This window comes from Arthrobacter sp. NicSoilB11 (genome assembly GCF_019977375.1).
GTDB lineage: Bacteria > Actinomycetota > Actinomycetes > Actinomycetales > Micrococcaceae > Arthrobacter.
The window spans coordinates 3,531,708-3,550,904 of the sequence record NZ_AP024657.1 but is presented as its reverse complement, the minus strand read 5'-3'; the positions used below and the strand labels follow the sequence as shown (position 1 = coordinate 3,550,904).

Genomic DNA, 19,197 nt, shown 5'->3' with positions numbered 1-19,197 from the left:
CATCCAGTATAAACATGCATTTGCATGTTTTGTTCCCGTCCACGGAACATTTCTTCAAAAACTTAAGTTCTACTCTTTGTAGAAGGAGCGGCCCGAGATTTCGGATCGCACGCCATCTTTGAGAAACTGGTAAACATGCCCCAAGCCACTGTCCATCTGCTCCGCCACGGCGAGGTCCATAACCCCGAGGGCGTTCTCTACGGACGGCTTCCCGAATTCCACCTCTCCGAACTGGGGCAGGAGATGGCCCGGACGCTCGCCGAATACTTCCGGCAGCGCGCCGAACGCGGCGCCCGCATCACCTACCTGGCCGCCTCCCCACTGGACCGCGCGCAGGAAACGGCGCGGCCGACGTCGGAAGCCCTGCAGCTGCAGATCCACACCGACGAGCGGATCATCGAAGCGGAAAACTACTTTGAGGGCATGAAGGTCAGCAAGGCCGAACTCCGCCGGCCCAGGCACTGGCCGCACCTGGTCAACCCGCTGCGCCCCTCCTGGGGCGAACCGTACAAGGAGCAGGCCGCGAGGGTGGCGGCCGCGGCGCAGGACGCCCGGCTGCGGGCCATCGAGCTTGCTGCCGGCGACTTCGGTGCCCACGGGCCCGAGGCGATCCTGGTGAGCCACCAACTGCCGATCTGGGCTGCCCGGCTCAGCGCCGAAGGCCGGCCCCTGTGGCACGACCCACGCAAGCGCGAGTGCACCCTGACGTCCGTCACGTCCCTGGTGTTCGACGACGACGGCTCGCTTTTGCGGGTCGAGTACAGCGAACCCGCGGCGTCCCTTCTTCCCGGTGCCGCCAGCACCCCTGGAGCCTAGAAGTGAGCAACAACAACCTCCCCTCCCGCCGCAGCATGCTCGCCGCCGGCGGCATGGCCCTGACCGCGCTGACCCTGGGCCTCTCCGGCTGTGCCCAGGAGGATGCGCTGGCCAAGCAGGCCAAGGCGGGGGACAACAAGAACTATGTGGCCGGCGACGGCTCCGTGACAGAGTTCGCTGCCGGGGACCGCAAGGAAGCCGTGCAGATCCAGGGTGCGCTTTTCAACGGCACTGCGGTAACCCCGGCCGACTTCAAGGGCAAGGTGAGCGTCCTGAATTTCTGGTTCGCCGCCTGCGCGCCGTGCCGCGTGGAAGCTCCCCTCCTGGAAGCGCTGCACCAGGAGTTCAAGGACCAGGGCGTGCAGTTCTTCGGCGTCAACCTCCGGGACGAGAAACCCACGGCGGAGGCGTTCGAAAAGACCTTCAACCTGACCTACCCGAGCTTTGACGACAAGGACGGAAGCGTCCTGCTGTCCGTGTCCGGCCTGGTACCGCCCGGCGCCGTGCCCACCACCCTGGTCCTGGACAAGCAGGGACGGGTGGCCTCGCGCGTCCTCGGCGAGATCGAGAAGGGCACCCTGAAAGCCCTCATCACCGCCGCCGTGGCCGAGTAGGGCGGGCCGGGACCATGAACAGCCCCTTCGCCGAAGCCATCCTCAGCGGCTCCATCCTGCTGGCCATTCCGGTGGCACTGCTTGCCGGACTGGTCTCCTTCCTTTCCCCCTGCGTCCTTCCCCTGGTTCCTGGCTACCTGGGTTACGTCACGGGCCTGAGCGGCGTGGACCTGCAAAAGCAGAAGCGCGGCCGGATGCTGGCCGGGATCGGGCTCTTCGTCCTGGGCTTCTCGGTGATCTTCGTCCTGCTGGGCGGCGCATTCGGTCAGTTGGGCACCCTCATTACCGGCAGCCAGAATGCCTGGATCACCCAGCTCCTGGGGGTCCTGGTGATCATCATGGGCATTGTCTTCATGGGCGGCTTCAGCTGGCTCCAGCGGGACGCCAAGATCCACGCCAAGCCCCCCGCCGGGCTCTGGGGAGCACCGCTGCTGGGCCTGACCTTCGGCCTGGGCTGGGCGCCGTGCATCGGCCCCACCTACTCGGCCGTGCAGCTCCTCAGCCTTTCCGGCGGCTCCTCGGCCGCCAAGGGCGCCTTCCTGGCATTCGTCTACAGCCTGGGACTGGGCATTCCGTTCCTGTTGATCGCGCTGGCCCTGCGCCGCGGAATGGGCGTCATGGCGTTCTTCCGCAAGCACCGCCTTGCCATCCAGCGGACCGGCGGCGGAATCCTGGTGGTGCTGGGCCTGCTGATGGCCACCGGCGTATGGGGAGCCTGGGTGACCGGGCTGCAGTACTGGTTCCAAACCGACGTGAAGTTGCCGATCTGATGAGCGAGCGTGTGAACGTAAAGAAGAAGCAATCCGCCCCCGTAGCGGAGGCAAAAGCCCAAGCCGCCCTTCCGGCCCTGGGCCCCAAGGGCATGCTGCGGTGGGCCTGGACCCAGCTGACCAGCATGCGCACCGCGCTGTTCCTGCTGCTGCTCCTCGCCGTCGCCGCCGTCCCCGGATCCCTGTTCCCGCAGCGGCCCGCCAACCCGGCCGTGGTGACCCAGTACATCAAGGACCATCCGGACTACGGCAAGCTGCTGGACTCCCTGCAGCTCTATGACGTCTACTCCTCGGCCTGGTTCTCGGCGATCTACCTCCTGCTGTTCATCTCGCTGATCGGCTGCGTGGTGCCGCGTGCCATCGCCCACTACAAGGCCATGCGCTCCCAGCCGCCACGGACGCCGCAGCGCCTGTCCCGGCTGCCGGAATACGGCACCCTGGTGATTCCCGCCCGCACCGGCATCCCGGCGTCGGAGGCCATCAACAGTGCGGCCGGACTGCTGCGGAAGCGCGGCTACCGGGTGGAGGTCAGGGACGCCGACGGCAACCGCCCGTCCCTGGGGGCCGAGCGCGGCTTCCTGAAGGAAGTGGGCAACCTCGTCTTCCACACCTCGCTCATCGGCGTGCTGGTGGCCGTGGCCGCAGGCGGCCTGTTCGGCTACAGCGGCCAGCGCATCCTGGTGGAAGGCGACACGTTCGTGAACACCCTGGTGGGCTACGACCAGTTCAACCCGGGCACCAACTTCCAGTCCAGCCAGCTGCAGCCGTACTCGCTCCAGCTGGACAAGTTCAACATCACGTTCGACCGCGAATCCAAGGGCAAGTTCGGCCAGCCCATCGACTTCGCCGCCACGGTGACCACCAAGGAAAACCCGGACGCTCCAGCCAAGCAGGAAATCCTGAAGGTCAACGATCCCGTGACCCTGGGCGGCACCAGCATCTACCTCACCGGCAACGGCTACGCACCGGTGGTGACCGTACGGGACGGCGCCGGCAACGTGGCCATGCAGGGCCCGGTGGTGGCCAAGCTGCAGGGCGATAACTACTACTCGTCCGTGGTGATCAAGGTTCCGGACGCCCAGCCGGACCAGCTGGGGTTCGTGGGCTTCTTCCTCCCCACCGCGTTCGTGACGGACAAGAACGTTTCGTTCAGTGCCGACCCCGAACTGTTCAACCCCCAGCTGACCCTGAACTCCTACTACGGGGACCTGGGCCTGAACACCGGTGCCCCGCAGAACGTCTTCGAACTGGATGTCAAGAACCTGACGCCGCTCAACGCCAGGAACCTGGCGGCCGGCGGCATTACGCTGGCACCCGGCTCCACCTTCACACTGCCGGACGGCAAGGGCACCATCAGTTTCGACGGCGTGAAGCGGTACATCGGCGTGGACATCCACCACAACCCCGGGCAGGTCTACGCCCTGGTCTTCGCTTTGCTGGCCGTGGCCGGCCTGATCCTCTCGCTCTACGTCAACCGCCGGCGCGTCTGGGTGCGGACGGGCACCGCCGCGGACGGCCGCACCATGGTGGAATACGGACTCCTGGCCCGCGGCGAGGACCACCGCCTCGCCGGGGAGGCGGCAGCGCTCCGGAAACTGTTCTCCGCCGAGTGGCAGTTGCCGGAAGACACCGAAGACACTGGCCAGTCCCAGCAAACTCCCAGCCGGCGGCGCGATAATGTCGCAGGCTCCGCCGCTAATGCCGCAGGCTCCGTCACCACCCCAGCAGGCCCCACCGGGCCCGAAAAGGACCAGTAATGCCATTTGGAATCAATGAAACCATGGGCCAGTACAGCGAACTCTTCATGCTGCTGGCGGCGGGTACCTACACGGTGGCCTTCATCGCCTTCGCCTGGGACCTGGCCAAGAGCAGCAAGGCGCTGCGCGCTGTGGACCTCAGGGCCGCGCAGGCCGGTGCTGCCGCCAAGGTCCCCGTAACCGCCGGCGGTGCTACCGGAGCAGGGGCGCGCGAAGGATCCCGCGGTGTTGAGGCCCGACTGGACGGGCCGGCCGGACGGGCCGAGCGCCCGTCGTCGTCCGCCGCCAAAGCCAGCGGTGCAGGAACCGGAGGCTTCATGACTGCCGACGGCGACATGAAGTACGCCGCCGAGCGCCGGGTTCCGGCGCGTGTTGCGGTGGCCGTGACCACCCTTGCCGTCGTCATCCACGGCGCCGGCGTGGTCACCAGGGCCCTGGGCGCAGGCCGGGTGCCGTGGGGCAACATGTACGAATTCCTCACCACCGGCGCCTTCCTGGTGGCGGCCGTGTTCCTGCTCTCGCTGATCCGCCGCGACCTCCGCTTCCTGGGCACCTTCGTGGTGGGCCTGGTGATCATCATGCTGGTGGCTGCCTCGGTGGCGTTCTGGACCCCCGTGGGACACCTGGTTCCCGCCCTCCAGAGCTACTGGCTGGTCATCCACGTTTCCATCGCCGTGCTCTCCTCGGCGCTGTTCACCCTGACCTTCGCGATGTCCGCACTGCAGCTGGTGCAGACCCACCGGCAGAAGACCGTGGCCGCCGGCGGTGCCGACAAGCTCGGCTTCATGCGTCTGGTGCCCTCCGCGCTGAGCCTGGAAAACCTGTCCTACCGCATCAACGCCATCGCCTTCATCGGCTGGACCTTCACCCTCATGTTCGGTGCCATCTGGGCGGAAAAGGCCTGGGGCCGGTTCTGGGGGTGGGACACCAAGGAGGTCTGGACCTTCGTGATCTGGGTTGTCTACGCCGGCTACCTGCACGCCCGGGCCACCCGCGGCTGGACCGGAACACGGGCCGCCTGGCTGTCGATCGTGGGCTACCTTTGCGTGATCTTCAACTTCACCATCGTCAACCAGTTCTTTAACGGACTCCACTCCTACTCCGGCCTTTAAACAAGGGCCTTTCGGCCCCTAAAACGGGGGTTTCCGGGTCCTAAAACCGGGGGCGCAGTCGAGAGACGGCAACGGTCCGATAAATAACCATTCGATGTAGCAACAGGGGTGTTCCCCGGTCCTTCGGAAATGCTACGTTGGTGACGTTCCCTGTGATGAAGCTTGCAGGTGGACCACCAGCCTTTCGAGGTACCCCAATGAGCTACGCTCTCGCCGTTGACGTCGGGACCATTTACACGGCAGCTGCCGTTGTGCGCTTTAACCAAGGTCCCAACGCCGTGCCCGAATGCCTGCCCCTGGGCACGCGTGGAGCGTCTGTGCCCTCCGTGGTGTACTACCCGGAGGAAGGCGCGGTCCTGGTGGGGGAGGCGGCAGAACGCCGAGGACTGGACTCTCCGGAACGCGTGGTCCGGGAATTCAAGCGCCGGATTGGCGACGACGTACCCTTCGTCCTGGGCACCCTGGTCCTGCGGCCGGAGGACGTCTATGCCACCGTTGCCCGCTGGGTGGCGGACCGGGCCACCGAGCGTGAGGGGGGCCCGGCGTCGGCCATTTTCCTGACCCACCCCGCAGCCTGGGGCAACCACCGGCTTTCCGTCGTCCGCGACGCCCTCGCCGCGCATGGCCTGGAGAACGTCACGCTCCTTCCCGAACCCGAGGCCGCAGCCCTGCATTACGCCTCCCAGGTGCGCGTGGAGGAAGGCAGCACCATCGCCGTGTACGACCTCGGCGGCGGCACGTTCGACACCGCCGTGCTGAGGAAGTGCGGCAGCAGCCGCTTTGAGCTCCTGGGGCACCCGGAGGGCATCGAGGACCTGGGCGGCGCCGACTTTGATGCCGCAGTGTTCCGGTACGTGGCTGCGCACACCGGGAACGCCCTGGACGATCTGGACACTGGTGACCCGGCGGTGCTGGGGGCCCTCACCCGGCTCCGCCGCGAATGCGTCGAGGCCAAGGAAGCACTCTCCGCGGACAGCGAATCCACCATTCCGGTGCTCCTGCCCGGCATCCAGCAGCAGATCCGGCTGGTCCGTTCAGAATTCGAGGCGCTGATCGAAGAGCCCGTACGGGAAACAGTGGAGGCGCTGGAGCACTCCCTGGCCCAGCTCCACCTGGTACCGGCAGACTTGTCCACGGTGCTGTTGATCGGGGGATCGTCCCGGATCCCCCTGGTGGCCCAGGTGGTGTCGGAGGAGCTGGACCGGCCTATCGCTGTGGATGCCGATCCCAAGTCCTCCATCTGCCTGGGGGCGGCAGTGGCAGCCGTCCTCGCCCACACGGCCGCAGTGGCGGCAGCAGCTGACCCGGCAGAAACTGAAGCGGACGCCCGGGAGGCGCCGGCCGCCGTCGTACCCTCCGACGTGCCGCCCGCTCCAACCGGCCCGGGCAGGCCCAGTTGGTCGCGGAAATATACGACGGCGGCAGGCGCCCCGGCAGGGCCCGTCGCCGTCCGCGGTGCCCGGCGCGGGGCGCGGGGCGCGCACGCTCCGAAGCCCACCGTCCGCGTGACCGCCGTGGCCGCGGCTGCTGCGGTCCTGACGGTCCTCACGGCAACGGCCGCGCAAAGCCCGGACGGTTTCGGAAGCCTGACTGCCATGTTCGTGCCGCAGGCCGGTGCCAGTACCACGGGAGGCTCCGCCGGCACCGATGCGGGCGGTTCGGACGCCGCCGGTGCAGGGGAGTCAGCAACCCCGGCCGCGGTGGCCCAACCACTCGCGGGCATCGAGGCCAGCGCCAGGAAACCCCTTGCTCCAGGGACCGGACTGGAAGCATCTGCCACGCCCCCCGGCGGGCAGGCGGCCGGCAACGACGTGCCGGCGGCTGGAAGCAGCGCGATTGCCGACGGACCCGTCGTGGCAGCGGCGGCAGCCCCCGATGCGCTCGCCGGCTCCGGGGGGACAACGGGCGGGTCAGGCGTTGCCCCCGAGGCCGTTACGGTAGTTCCCACGCCCGCTTCCGACACCCCGCAGGCAGGCGGTTCCGCCGACCCCACACAGAGTGAAGGCACCCCAACGCCCACCGACTCCGGGACGGCTGACCCGACGACTCCTGCGGCGACTGATTCGCCCACGGCAACTGAATCGCCTACACAGGACGACACCAGCCAGCCCACGCAGACAGAGAGCCCAAGTGCCACAACTGCCCCGGATCCCTCGATGACACCAACGGAGGTGGCCGTGGAAGCTACCGGCAGCCCAGCGCCGCAAGTAACACCGCTTGAACCCGAAACCACGTCCGCCGCAGCCGCCGTTGAAACGGCCACGACCGCCGCTCCGGGGGCCTGAGATGGACGGGCAGCTTCAGGACGGACAATTCCAACGGGAGGAACAACCCGGGGCGGCGTCCACGGGACCGGACCACCAGGGGCACCCGCTGCACGCTGCCGAGCAGATGGCCAAGCAGCTGAAGGGTGCCAACGCCGTGGTGCGGGAACTGCTGCTGGCGCTCTCGGTGGGCTTCGCCTTGCCGGGGCCGCTGCCTGCGGACCTGCAGCAAAAGTTCGGCAGCGGCGGGGCGGAGGACCTCGATGTCCTGGTGGACCGGGCCGAGGCCGCGGGACTGCTTGGGCCGGACGGCACCGTGGTGGGGACGGCGCAACACGCACTGCTGGCTGCCACACCTATTGCCAAGGTGCACGCGCTCCAGCGTGAGCTCGTGGGCGTCTACACGGCCGCCGGACAGCGGTTGGGTAATCTCGCCCGCGAGCTTGCCCGCGGCGGGCTCACCGACCCCCGGGTGGCTGCTGAACTGGAGCTGGCCGCGGACAGTGCGTTGGAGCATAACCCCCGGCTCGCGTCGCAGCTTTACGAGGAGGCCCTCCTGGCGGGCGCCGATCCGGTAGCGACGGCAGCCCGCCGCGCGCAGGCGGCGGCCGGTGATGGTGAGCTTGATGCGGCTGCGCGCATCATTGACACCCTCCTGGTCAGCGCCGACCCGCGGGATGTGCGCCGGGGTGCGGATGTGGCCGCCTCCGTGTGGGCGCAAAGGGGCATGCTGGCCCGCGGGGCCGATGTTTACAACTGGTTGGGCCCCGAGCGTGTGGGCGTATCAGCGCCCCTCGCCGCCGTTGTCCTGATAGGAGTCGGAGACCGGTCTGGGGCGGAGGCGTTCTTCCAGCCCGCCGCGCCGGCAGCTTCCCCCACCCTTCTTGCCGCCACGCTGGTCCAGACGGGGCAGGGGGTCTTCGCATCCCTGGGGGAGAAACCACAACAGGGCATCTCCGTGCTGATCCATGCCTCGGACATGCTGAACTCGGCAGGCATATCGCTTCCGCTGCCGGAAACGCCGGCTGCGCTGGCAGCCTTGCTGGCCCTGCACACCGGTGAGCCGCACCTGGCGGAAACCGTCTGCCGGGCAGCGGCCGCTGCCGGGCAGGGAGGCAATGCCGCACAACCCAGGCTGCTGCTGCTGCAGGCCTGGGCGGACATGATGCAGGACAAACTCGAGGATGCCCGGCTTGCCGCCACGGAAGCCGCCAAGGCCAACCATTGGCCGCTGGTCCCGCGCGACGAGTTCATGTGCGCTGCACTTGAGGTGGGGCTAGCCCGGCGGAACGGTGACGTGCCGGAGCTCCTCAGGGCGTGGGAGCGGGCCCGCGAGGCCATGCTCCATACCTCGGTGGACCTCTACAACCTCCTGCCGTGGGGGGAAATGCTGATTGCTGCTGCCCGCCTGCGCGAAACGCGGCGCGTGGCGCACTACCTGGAAGAAGCCTGGAAGCTGCTGGGGCGCCTGGACGAACCCGCGCTGTGGGCCGTTCCCCTGCACTGGGCCGGCGTCCAGGCCGCACTGCTGAATGAAAGCCCCGCCGATCTTGCTCCGCATGCCACTGCACTGGCCCGGGCCTCCGTCCACAGCCAGCTTGCCGCAGTCTTGGCCACCGCGGGAAAGGCCTGGGTTTCGGTGCTCGCCGGCCGCTTCCGTACTGCCGACGTGGAGGGCGCGGCCCGGCTGCTGGGCGCTGTAGGAATGCCCTGGGAGGGTGCAAGGCTGGCCGGCCACGCTGCCGCACGTGCTGACGAGCGGCGGGACATGATGCGCCTGCTGTCCTGCGCCCGGGACCTCCACCCGCAGGGCAACCCGGCCGGTGCCGCGTCAGGGGCCGCCATCCAGGCAGGAACCCCCGCCGACAACGGCGGCAGGGCGCACCAGCCGGACGGCTCCGGACTGAGTGAGCGGGAAAAGGAAGTTGCCAGGCTGGTGCTTGAGGGCAAAACCTACCGGGAAATCGGTGAGGCCATCTACATCTCGCCCAGGACGGCAGAACACCACATTGCCCGGATACGCCGCCGCCTGGGCGCCGAAAACCGGTCTGACCTGCTGGCCCGTTTACGGGTGGCCTTGGGCGTTGAGAATTCCCAGCACATGAACCCGCAACAGGAGTAGTCCCTAATGCCCCTAGCCGCGGACCCGGGAGCACCCCGGTACGGCTTCCACCGGTAGGGGGAATGCGCCCGATGCCCAGTCTCCGGCAGCGAACCTAGTTTTGAAGCAGCCAGACACGTTCCGCCGGATGATCCGCAACTCGACGAAGATGTGAGGACCACTCATATGCCAACACTCGCAAACGACCTTGTTCAATTCCTGATGCACCTCTTTGGCAGCCGCAAGGCAATCCAGGCGTTCCTGGACAACCCGGAGAAGACGCTGGCCGAACACGGCCTGGGCAACGTGTGCTTGGCCGACGTTGACGCTGCAATGCCTGTTGTCCTCGACTACGCTCCCATCACCGTCAACGCCTCGTCGTTCGAACGCGAATACAACACAGGCGGCAGCAGCGCATGGGCGGGCGCAGGTGCGTCGGCTGGCTCTGTGTCAGCGGGTTCTGTGGGGGGCGCAACAGCCATCCACGCCGGAAGCCAAGGAATGGTACATGGCATCCCGAACTACGACCAGGACGACCACGCCCACGCAGTACAGCAACTGCACAACGTGATAAACCACTTCTCCTACACCACCAGCACCACCACGGTTGACGACCGGGACACCATGACCGACCAGTCCGTCAACCAGAACATCTGGGCGCACGGAGACGTGGAGCAGTGGTTCGACAACGACGCCGTGGTGGCCACCGGGGACCGGGCCGTCGCCGCCGGCGATGACGCCGATCTCAGGGACTCGAACAACATCAGGGATTCCTACAACACCGATAACTCCACGGATAACTCCACGGACAACTCCATCCACGCCGGCGGGGACGTCGGCATCGGCAATGAGGAGACTGACATCTCGGACTCCTTCAACACCGACGTCGGCCTGGATGTTGACGACTCCTTCAACGACAACTCGGACAACTCCGACTACTCGGACCATTCGGACCACTCCGTCAGCACCGATACTGACCTCGATGTCCGCGACTCGTTCAACGACAATTCCGACAACTCCACCCAGGCCTCGGTGGAGGTGGAGGACTCCTTCAACCAGGACAGCTCCAGCACCACGACGCTGGAAGATTCGTTCAACCAGGACAACTCCACCGCCAGCACAGTGGATGTCAACGTGGAGGACTCCTTCCAGGACAATTCGGCCACGAGCATCGTGGAGGACAACGTGGTGGTGGCAGACAACCAGTTCGATTTCACGGAGGACAATTCCAGCCACACCGATATCGACCAGGACAACCACACCACCATCGACGATTCAGTGGTTGACGACTCCACCGTCCTGTAACACGCTGTTTCCGGGAGGCGAACCGCCCGGCAGGAGGCATCCCACCTTCTGCCGGGCTCTTCCCGTATTACCGAAGGCGCACTGGACACATTTTCCGCACTGGAACGAGGGGCACGCTGTGGCAGAAGCAGGACCGGCAAGGGCAGCGGGGCCCATGACGGCCGGCCAGCTGGTGAGGCTTGTTGACGAGGGCCTGCAGCTGGTGGGCGGCGGGGAGCGTGCGGACCTGCGCAGGAGGCTGGAGCAGGCCATGGCACGGCTGCAGGATCCCAGCATCCGGGTGATTGTGGTGGGGGAGTTCAAACAGGGGAAGAGCAAGCTCATCAATGCCCTGGTGAACGCGCCGGTGTGCCCGGTGGATGACGATATTGCCACCTCGGTTCCCACCATCGTCCGCTATGGTGAACCGGCCTCGGCCGCCGTGCTGGTCCCGGCAGCTGAAAAGGCGCCCGGGGAGGCTGCCGCCGACGGCCGGGAAGGAAACGTTGAGCGCCGGCCCGTCGACCTGGCAGAACTGCCGGCCCTCGTCTCGGAGCAGGGCAATCCGGGAAACAGCCTGAAGCTTGCGGCCGCGGAGGTCTGCCTGCCCCGACGGATCCTCACCGGTGGGCTCACCATCATCGATTCCCCTGGGGTGGGCGGCATGGGCTCTACCCACACCCTCACCACCCTTACCGCCCTTCCCACCGCGGATGCCATGCTGCTGGTCTCGGACGCCTCCCAGGAATACACGGAACCGGAACTGCGGTTCCTGCGCCAGGCCATGCGGATTATGCCCAGCGTTGCAGCCGTCCTTTCCAAGACGGACCTCTACCCGGACTGGCGCCGCGTAGGGGAACTGGACAGGACACACCTGGACCAGGTGGCACCGGACATTCCCCTGTTTCCCGTCTCCGCGGACCTCCGCCTTGAGGCCTCCCGGCTCCAGGACAGCGAGCTCAACGCGGAATCGGGCTTTCCCGGCCTGGTGGCCCATCTGCGCAACGATGTGGTGGGCAAGGCGCAGCGCATCCAGCGCCGCTCCGTCAGCCAGGACCTGCTGTCCGTGACGGACAACCTGCGGCTGTCCCTGCAGTCCGAGCTTGAGGCCCTGGAGAACCCTGCGGGTACGCCGCAGATGCTCGCGGACCTTGAGCAGGCGAAAACAGAGGCGGACGACATGCGGAAACGGTCTGCGCGCTGGCAGCTGACCCTCAGCGACGGCATCAACGACCTCATTGCCGACATGGAATACGACCTCCGGGACCGCCTGCGCCGGATCCAACGGGAAGCCGAGTCGGCCATCGACCAGGGCGATCCCGGGCCGGTCTGGACGGAATTTTCCCAGTGGCTCGAAGATTGCGCCGCCGCGGCGGTGTCGGACACCTTTGTCTGGACCAGCGAGCGGTCGCAGTGGCTGGCGGCGCAGGTGGCGGAACATTTCGCTGCCGACGAAGTATCGCTGCCCGTCCTGCACGTTGCCGATTCAGGGGACGCGCTGGATCCGGTGGACCAGATGGCGGAACTGGACCCGGGCCGGGTCAACCCAATCCAGAAAGTCCTTATCGGCATGCGCGGCTCGTATGGCGGCGTTCTGATGTTTGGCCTCCTCACAGGTATTTTCGGGATGGCCCTGATCAATCCCCTGTCGGTGGGCGCCGGACTGCTGCTGGGGCGTAAGGCCTACCGGGAGGACAAGGAAACGCGGCTCAAGCGGCGCCAGGGCGAGGCCAAGGCGCTGGTGAGGCGCCAGCTCGACGACGTGACGTTCCAGGTGGGAAAGCAGCTCAAGGACAGGCTGCGCCTGGTCCAGCGGACCATCCGGGACCACTTCACCGACATCGCGGACGAGTACCACAGGTCATTGTCGGATTCGGTGGCCGCGGCCCAGAAGGCCGCCAAATCGTATGCCGAGGAGAGGGAAGGGCGGATCCGGGAGATCAGGGCCGAACTCAAAAAAGTGGATGCGCTGCACCGGGCCGCGGAAGCCGTGGCCGCGGAGGTCGTGGCCGCCGGGACCCGTGCCGGGGCGGGCGTTGGATGACGCCGTCCACCACGGCCGGGGCAGCCGGACTGATCCGGGAAGCGCTGGAGGTCTACGGCGACGACGCCCAGGCTGCCGAAGCGCTGCGCGGCTACGCGCGGCGGCTTGCCGAGCCATTGCGGATTGCCATTGCCGGCATGGTGAAGGCAGGAAAATCCACGCTCCTCAACGCCATCATTGGTGAGGAGATCGCGCCGACAGACACCGGCGAATGCACGCGGATCGTCACCTGGTACCGGCACGGCCACACTCCCCGCATCACGCTCCACCCCGTCACTGGGGAGCCCCGGAACCTGCCGTTGAAACGCGTGGACGGGCGCCTGGTCTTCGCCCTCGACGGCGTCGAGGCGGAGGAAGTGGAACGGCTCGACGTCGAATGGCCTGCGCCGGCCCTGCAGGCCATGACGCTGATCGACACCCCCGGCATCGCTTCCGTGTCCCAGGACGTGTCCGCACGGTCCATACGTTTCCTGGCTCCGGAGGATTCGGCGTCGGAAGCTGATGCCGTCATCTACCTGATGCGCCACATGCACGCGTCCGATCTGAGGTTCCTGGAATCCTTCCGCGACACCGCGGCGGGCCGCTCGGGTACGGTCAACGCCATCGCGGTGCTGTCCCGTGCCGACGAGGTGGGAGCCGGACGGATCGACTCCCTGTTGTCCGCCGGCAGCATCGCGGAAAGGTACAGCCGGGACCCCAACCTCCGGAAGCTGGCACTGGGCGTTGTCCCGGTGGCCGGACTCCTGGCCCAAAGTGCCCGCACCCTGCGCCAGCCGGACTTTGAGGCGCTCCAGTTGCTGGCCACCCTGGACCGGGCCGCGCGCGAACGGATGTTGCTGTCCGCCGACAGGTTCCGCCGGTCCGGGGAACCCGTGGCACTGACGGAAGAGGCACGGTCCTCACTGCTGGAGCGCTATGGGCTTTTCGGTATCCGGCTGGCCGTGGTCCTTATCCGCAATGGCTACCCCGAGCCAACGCCCCTGGCCCATGAGCTGGCCCGGCGCAGCGGCCTGGATCCGCTGTTGGAGGTGCTGGACCGGCAGTTCCAGGCGCGGGCGGAAGCGTTGAAGGCCAGGACCGTGCTGGTGGCGGTGGGAAACCTCCTGGACAGCCGCCCCCGTGAGGGAACGCAAGATTTGGCGGCGTCCCTGGAGCGCGTCCAGGCCAACGCGCATGAGTTCCGCGAACTCCGGCTGCTGGCGGCCCTGCGCACTGCCGGAGTGGACCTGGCCCCCGAACTGGCGGCGGAAGCTGAACGGCTCATTGGCGGCCGCGGCGCGGCGGCATCCCTGCGGCTCGGCATGGCGCCTGACTCCGGTCCGGACGTGCTGGCCGCTGAGGCGCGGCGCTGCCTGGCGCGGTGGCGCAGGGTTGCTGAAAGCCCGCTGACGGCCAGGTCCGCTGTTGAAACGTGCCGGGTGGTGATCCGCAGTTGCGAGGGTGTCCTTGCGGATTTCGCAGCCAGGGACGCCCAGGCGCGGTCAGCGTAGGGCTCAGGCCTGCGTGGCCTCCCGCTTCAGCCAGGAGCCGGCGGACGGCAGGAACAGAAGCACCAGCCCGGCGAGCGCCAGGAGCAGGCCGGCACCCCACAGCATCACCACGTAGCTGCCGTCGGCGCCGTTTGGGACCAGGAAGGCGGATGCCAGGAGCAGGACGGGAAGGTGGGCGGCCAGCAGCAGGACCAGGACCCAGCGGGCCCAGTTTTTGCGGCCCAGCGCCGCGGCCAGGACAGCAGCTTCAAGCACGGTCACCAGCAACAGGGCGCCGATGCTCCCCCAGAAGACGATCTCCGCCGCGGTCTCTACCGACCGGGCGTCGCTGCCCGCAGCCATGCCCGCCACTACGCCACGGAGCCGCTGCAGGTTGGAATCCCGGGCCACGAAGGATCCCAGCAGGACGGCCAGGCCCGCCACGAAGCTCAAGATCCAGAGCGTGCGGGCCGTCCGGACAACCTGGGGTACCGGGGGAATGACAGGGATGGGCGGCGGCGCGGAGTAGGACAGGCCGGGCCTCGGTGGGGGAGCCGGCACGCGCCGCTCTTCTCCGCCGGGTTGGAACGCCATAAGCGTTATTTCAGTCCGTCGGTATCGTGTTCATCGGTGCCGCGCTGGCCTTTGCCGCCGTCCTCCTTGGCTTTTGCGTCCAGCTCGTCCCGGAGTTTCTTGAGGCGCTCCGTTTCGGCCTGCTTGCGGCGCCGTGCCTCAAGGTTGCGGAGGAAGTCCGGGTCATCGTCCGGAGCCACGGGATGCGGGTAGCTGGGCCGGGGCTGCTCAGTACCGCGCGGCCTGCCAATCAGCAGCCACAGGATGGCTCCCAGGACGGGCAGGACAATCTGGACGATGATCCAGGCCGGTTTGGAAATCCCGCGGGTCAGTCGGCCCTCAGTGCGAATCACGTCCACCAGGCCATACACGAAGATGACGAGGACTGCGACGGCCAAAGCCACACGGAAGAGCATGCCATTAAGTCTATCGTCAGGACGCGCAGGGGCCGCTGGCGGAGGCGGCTAAACTTGAATAGTGGCCTTTTTGAAATATTCCCTGATCCGGCTGGCAATCTTCGTGCCCCTGTTTGCCCTGTTCGCGCTTCTGCAGGTGGGGGTGCTGATGTCCGTGATCTGCGCCGCGCTCATTGCCTTTGCCATCAGCTACCTGTTCTTCCAGAAGCAGCGCGACGCTGCCGCCGCGGCCCTGCAGCACCGCTTCTCCGGGAAGGCCAAGCCGCTGCGCTCCGCCGGCGAAGTCCAGGACGCCAACGCCGAGGACGCCCTGCTGGACGCCAACCCGGACATCACCATCAACAACGCCAAGGGCAGCAACAACAACAAGCGCTAGAACCCGTGGCTGAGGATCAGCCCCAGTGAGAACAGCACGCTGTAGCCAAGGTTGATCAGGCCGGTCTGCTTCAGGACCGGGATCAGGCTTTTGCGCTTGCGCCCGTTGATCATCAGCCAGGCCGGCATCAGGCAGGCCGGAATGAGCAGCAGCACGATCAGGATCCACGGCCGGCCCGGTGCCAGGATCACCACCAGCAGGATGGCGACGGCGAGCATCAGCACGTAGCTTTCCCGCGCATGCTTGTCGCCCAGCCGCACCGCCAGGGTCTTCTTGCCAGCCTGCATGTCGGTGGGGATGTCCCGGACGTTGTTGGCCATGAGCAGCGCCGTGGCGATAAGGCCGGTGCCGATCGCTCCGATGACCGCGGACAGGCTGATGTGGCCCGCCTGCGTGTAGGTGGTGCCCAGGGTGGCCACCAGGCCGAAGAAGACGAAGACAAACAGGTCGCCCAGGCCCATGTAGCCGTAGGGGTTCTTGCCGCCGGTGTAGCCCCAGGCGGCCATCACACAGCCGAGCCCCACCAGGATCAGCCACCAGGCCTGGGTGAGGACCACCAGGACCAGGCCGAACACCATGGCCAGGGCGAACGTTCCCAGCGCCGCCCACTTGACGTGTTCAGGCTTGGCGGCGCCCGAGCCCACCAGCCGCAGCGGACCCACGCGGTCGTCGTCGGTCCCGCGGATGCCGTCCGAGTAGTCGTTGGCATAGTTCACGCCCACTTGGAGCAGGAGCGCCACCAGAGCCGCAAGGATGGCGTTGGGCAGGAGGAACGAGTCCATTTCGTAGGCGGCGGCGGTGCCGATCAGCACTGGCGCGATCGCTGCCGGCAGCGTCCGGAGTCGGGCGCCTTGGATCCATTGGGCGGCTGTTGCCACGGTTAGTACCTCGTGTTGTTTCGGTAAGACGGCAGGATGGAACGTGCGCACCCGCCGCGGTGGTGCAGGTCCAACTCTACTTTCCCCCGTGCAGGGCGCTGAGTTCGGCGGTCATGGCGAGCCGGTCCGGTTTGCCGTTGGGCAGCATCCGCAGGGCCGGTGCGGTGAGGACGGTCTTGGGCGCCAGGACGCCCAGTTGCTGCTGCCACAGTTGTTGGAGCACGACGGCGGCGTCCCCGGCTTCCTGCCCGGACGCGCCTTCGGGGGTGAGCGCCACGTAGGCGGCCACGGCCTGCCCCCACTCCGCGGACGGCACACCGGCCACGAAAGCCGCGGCGACGGCGTCGGATTGTTCCAGCTGCTCCTGGACGTGCCCGGCGGAGACCTTCACGCCGCCGGTGATGATGACGTCGTCGGCCCGGCCCAGCACGGTGAGCCGGCCGTCGTCGTCAATGGAGCCCAGGTCGCTGGTGCGGTACCAGCGCACGCCGTCCTCCTCGAAGAACGTCCCGGTTTCCTCGTCCGGCGCCTCGATGTAGCCTGCGGCCACCGTGTCCCCGCCCAGCAGGATCCGGCCGTCCTCCGCCACGCGGACCGAGACGCCTTCAAGGGGGTAGCCGTCGTAGACGCAGCCGCCGGAGGTCTCTGCGGAACCGTAGGTGGTGATGACCCTGGCCCCGGCGTCCCGGGCGGCTGCCAGCAGGGCCGGCGGGGCCGGGGCGCCGCCCAGCAGGATGGCATTGAAGCGGCGCAGCACGGCGAGCGTGTCCGGTGACGGGTGGTCCAGGAGCCGCTGCAGCTGGGTGGGAACAAGAGAGGTGAACCGGATTTTGTCCGTCAGTTCCAGCGCGGCGGCCGTGAACGCCTCCGGGGTGAAGCCGCCGGACATGTCCATGACCCAGGGCCGGGTGCCGGCGAACAGGGAGCGCACCAGCACCTGGATGCCGGCCACGAACTGGACGGGCAGCGCCAGCAGCCACTGGCCCTCGCCCTTGAGCCGCAGGGCGGTGGCCATGGAGGAGGCCGCCAGGGATTCCACGGTCAGCACTGTTGCCTTGGGTGTGCCGGTGGAACCTGACGTGCGGACCACGGCTACGGCGTCGTCGCAGCCCGGCGTCTCCACGTGGCCCACGACCAGGCTGCCGTCCGGGCCAAGGGACAGTTCGACGGCGGGGCCCTCACCATGGAGGGCGGCCGCGAGGGCTTTCAGGGCGGGTTCGATATTCAGCGGCCCGGTGGGGACGGGCGCCGGTGTTGCTTCGCTGTTCATTGCCGTCCTGCCTTAGAAGTAGTGCGGGAAGCGTGACCAGTCGGGGTCGCGTTTTTGCAGGAAGGCCTCCTTGCCCTCCACGGCTTCATCCGTCATGTACGCCAGGCGGGTGGCTTCGCCGGCGAACACCTGCTGGCCGGCCAGGCCGTCGTCCGCGAGGTTGAAGGCGAACTTCAGCATGCGGATGGCCTGCGGGGACTGGCGGGCGATGTCCGCGGCGTACTCCAGCGCCACTTCCTCGAGCCGCGCGTGGTCCACGGCCTCATTCACTGCACCCATGCGAACCATGTCCTCTGCGGAATATTCGCGGGCCAGGAAGAAGATCTCCCGGGCTGTCTTTTGCCCCACCTGGCGGGCCAGCAGCGCGGAGCCGTAGCCGGCGTCGAAACTTCCCACGGTGGCGTCTGTCTGCTTGAACTTGCCGTGCTGCCGGGAGGCGATGGTGAGGTCGCTGACCACGTGCAGTGAATGTCCGCCGCCGGCGGCCCAGCCGTTGACCACCGCGATGACCACCTTGGGCATGGTGCGCATGAGCCGCTGGACTTCCAGGATGTGGAGCCGGCCGGCGCGGGCGGGGTCGATGGTTTCCTGCGTCTCGCCGTCGGCGTACCGGTAGCCGTCCCGGCCCCGGATCCGCTGGTCGCCGCCGGAGCAGAAGGAGTGGCCGCCGTCCTTGGGGGAGGGGCCGTTGCCGGTGAGGAGCACGGTGGCCACGTCGGGGGTCATCCGGGCGTGGTCCATGGCGCGGTAGAGCTCGTCCACGGTACCCGGCCGGAACGCGTTGCGGACCTCGGGCCGGTTGAATGCGATGCGGACCGTGGGCAGGTCACGCACCCAGCCGCCGTCGGAATCCCGCTCCACCTGCCGGTGGTAGGTCATGTCCTGGAAGTCCTCGAAGCCGGAGACCACCCGCCAGCGCGTGGGATCGAAGACGTCGGACACCGGGGCGGGGATCTGGTTGCTCACCGTCCAAGTCTAGTAATCGGCATCAGCTGATGCAGAACTCGTTGCCCTCGGGGTCCGCCATGGTGTGCCAGGAATGGGGCCCCTGCCGCGCCGACCACAGGAAGGAGGCGCCGCGGGCCTCAAGCTCGCGCCGCACTTCGTCCTTGTCCCGGCCGTCCAGCCTGACGTCCCAGTGCACCCGGTTCTTCACCGTCTTTCCCTCCGGGACCGACTGGAACAGCATGCGCCGCGCAGGCGCCTTGGCCTCGATCTCCTCCGGCGGCCGGATGGCAGCGCCGTCCTTCCACACCAGGTTCCCGCGGTGCGTCATGGTCTGGTCCTCCGTGGCGAAGCCCTGGTCGACCATGGAGCGGATGAACCCGGCGTCCTGCGGTTCCACGGCCCACTGCAGGGTTTCCGCCCACCAGTCGGCGAGCTCGTGCGGCCTGGCGGAATCAATGACTATCTGGATATTCAGTCCCATCCGTCCACCGTACGGCCGCATGCA

The 19,197-nt window shown here is 67.5% G+C and carries 17 protein-coding genes; 11 read left to right on the top strand and 6 right to left on the bottom strand.

What is annotated here, in order from left to right; genetic code table 11:
- The first annotated feature begins 135 nt into the window (after window positions 1-135).
- The 10 genes from LDO14_RS16575 to LDO14_RS16530 all read left to right on the top strand — a co-directional run bounded on the left by LDO14_RS16575 (window position 136) and on the right by LDO14_RS16530 (window position 14,252).
- Window positions 136-816 (top strand): histidine phosphatase family protein, encoded by a 681-nt coding sequence (locus tag LDO14_RS16575; protein ID WP_223992613.1) that lies wholly within the window; start codon window positions 136-138, stop codon window positions 814-816.
- A 35-nt stretch (window positions 817-851) separates the two neighbouring features.
- The gene (locus LDO14_RS16570) at window positions 852-1,430 is read left to right on the top strand and encodes a TlpA disulfide reductase family protein (RefSeq protein ID WP_043424873.1); all 579 of its coding nucleotides are present in this window, start codon (window positions 852-854) and stop codon (window positions 1,428-1,430) included.
- A gap of 14 nt (window positions 1,431-1,444) precedes the next feature.
- Window positions 1,445-2,200 carry a cytochrome c biogenesis protein CcdA gene (locus LDO14_RS16565; protein ID WP_018768893.1) on the top strand — a complete coding sequence of 252 codons (756 nt, stop codon included), beginning with the start codon at window positions 1,445-1,447 and terminating at the stop codon, window positions 2,198-2,200.
- Complete coding sequence (locus tag LDO14_RS16560) at window positions 2,200-3,957, top strand: cytochrome c biogenesis protein ResB (RefSeq protein WP_223992612.1); 1,758 nt, start codon at window positions 2,200-2,202, stop codon at window positions 3,955-3,957. Before LDO14_RS16565 ends, LDO14_RS16560 begins: the two co-directional genes overlap by 1 nt.
- A complete protein-coding gene (ccsB, locus tag LDO14_RS16555) occupies window positions 3,957-5,069 on the top strand; it encodes a c-type cytochrome biogenesis protein CcsB (RefSeq protein ID WP_223992611.1) in 1,113 nt (370 codons plus the stop codon). The genes LDO14_RS16560 and ccsB overlap by 1 nt, the downstream gene beginning before the upstream one ends.
- 197 nt (window positions 5,070-5,266) lie before the next feature.
- Entirely contained in the window at window positions 5,267-7,354 is a 2,088-nt protein-coding gene (locus tag LDO14_RS16550) for an Hsp70 family protein (RefSeq protein ID WP_223992610.1), read from the top strand.
- A gap of 1 nt (window position 7,355) precedes the next feature.
- Window positions 7,356-9,455 carry a LuxR C-terminal-related transcriptional regulator gene (locus tag LDO14_RS16545; protein ID WP_144601096.1) on the top strand — a complete coding sequence of 700 codons (2,100 nt, stop codon included), beginning with the start codon at window positions 7,356-7,358 and terminating at the stop codon, window positions 9,453-9,455.
- Window positions 9,456-9,620: 165 nt separating this feature from the next.
- Window positions 9,621-10,739, top strand: coding sequence for an IniB N-terminal domain-containing protein (locus LDO14_RS16540; protein WP_056392675.1), 1,119 nt, complete (start codon window positions 9,621-9,623; stop codon window positions 10,737-10,739).
- 154 nt (window positions 10,740-10,893) lie between these two features.
- The gene (locus LDO14_RS16535; protein WP_134164193.1) at window positions 10,894-12,762 is read left to right on the top strand and encodes a dynamin family protein; all 1,869 of its coding nucleotides are present in this window, start codon (window positions 10,894-10,896) and stop codon (window positions 12,760-12,762) included.
- A complete protein-coding gene (locus tag LDO14_RS16530) occupies window positions 12,759-14,252 on the top strand; it encodes a dynamin family protein (protein ID WP_134164107.1) in 1,494 nt (497 codons plus the stop codon). The genes LDO14_RS16535 and LDO14_RS16530 overlap by 4 nt, the downstream gene beginning before the upstream one ends.
- Window positions 14,253-14,255: 3 nt before the next feature.
- Here the strand turns inward: LDO14_RS16530 and LDO14_RS16525 are convergent, their stop codons facing one another.
- Window positions 14,256-14,792 carry a hypothetical protein gene (locus tag LDO14_RS16525; RefSeq protein WP_223992609.1) on the bottom strand — a complete coding sequence of 179 codons (537 nt, stop codon included), beginning with the start codon at window positions 14,790-14,792 and terminating at the stop codon, window positions 14,256-14,258.
- A 38-nt stretch (window positions 14,793-14,830) separates the two neighbouring features.
- Window positions 14,831-15,220, bottom strand: a complete 390-nt coding sequence (locus tag LDO14_RS16520) for a PLD nuclease N-terminal domain-containing protein (protein WP_018768884.1) — start codon at window positions 15,218-15,220, stop codon at window positions 14,831-14,833.
- A gap of 61 nt (window positions 15,221-15,281) precedes the next feature.
- On the opposite strand from LDO14_RS16520, the gene LDO14_RS16515 reads away from it, so the two are divergent.
- Entirely contained in the window at window positions 15,282-15,596 is a 315-nt protein-coding gene (locus LDO14_RS16515; protein ID WP_018768883.1) for a DUF4229 domain-containing protein, read from the top strand.
- Here LDO14_RS16515 and LDO14_RS16510 read toward each other — a convergent pair.
- The 4 genes from LDO14_RS16510 to LDO14_RS16495 form a co-directional block, all read right to left on the bottom strand.
- Window positions 15,593-16,474, bottom strand: coding sequence for a 1,4-dihydroxy-2-naphthoate polyprenyltransferase (locus tag LDO14_RS16510; RefSeq protein WP_026265707.1), 882 nt, complete (start codon window positions 16,472-16,474; stop codon window positions 15,593-15,595). The genes LDO14_RS16515 and LDO14_RS16510 overlap by 4 nt on opposite strands.
- Before the next feature lie 76 nt (window positions 16,475-16,550).
- Entirely contained in the window at window positions 16,551-17,744 is a 1,194-nt protein-coding gene (locus LDO14_RS16505; RefSeq protein ID WP_223992608.1) for an AMP-binding protein, read from the bottom strand.
- A 12-nt stretch (window positions 17,745-17,756) separates the two neighbouring features.
- The gene (locus tag LDO14_RS16500; RefSeq protein WP_018768880.1) at window positions 17,757-18,710 is read right to left on the bottom strand and encodes a 1,4-dihydroxy-2-naphthoyl-CoA synthase; all 954 of its coding nucleotides are present in this window, start codon (window positions 18,708-18,710) and stop codon (window positions 17,757-17,759) included.
- A gap of 22 nt (window positions 18,711-18,732) precedes the next feature.
- Window positions 18,733-19,173, bottom strand: a complete 441-nt coding sequence (locus LDO14_RS16495; protein WP_056392678.1) for a VOC family protein — start codon at window positions 19,171-19,173, stop codon at window positions 18,733-18,735.
- Between the last annotated feature and the right edge of the window lie 24 nt (window positions 19,174-19,197).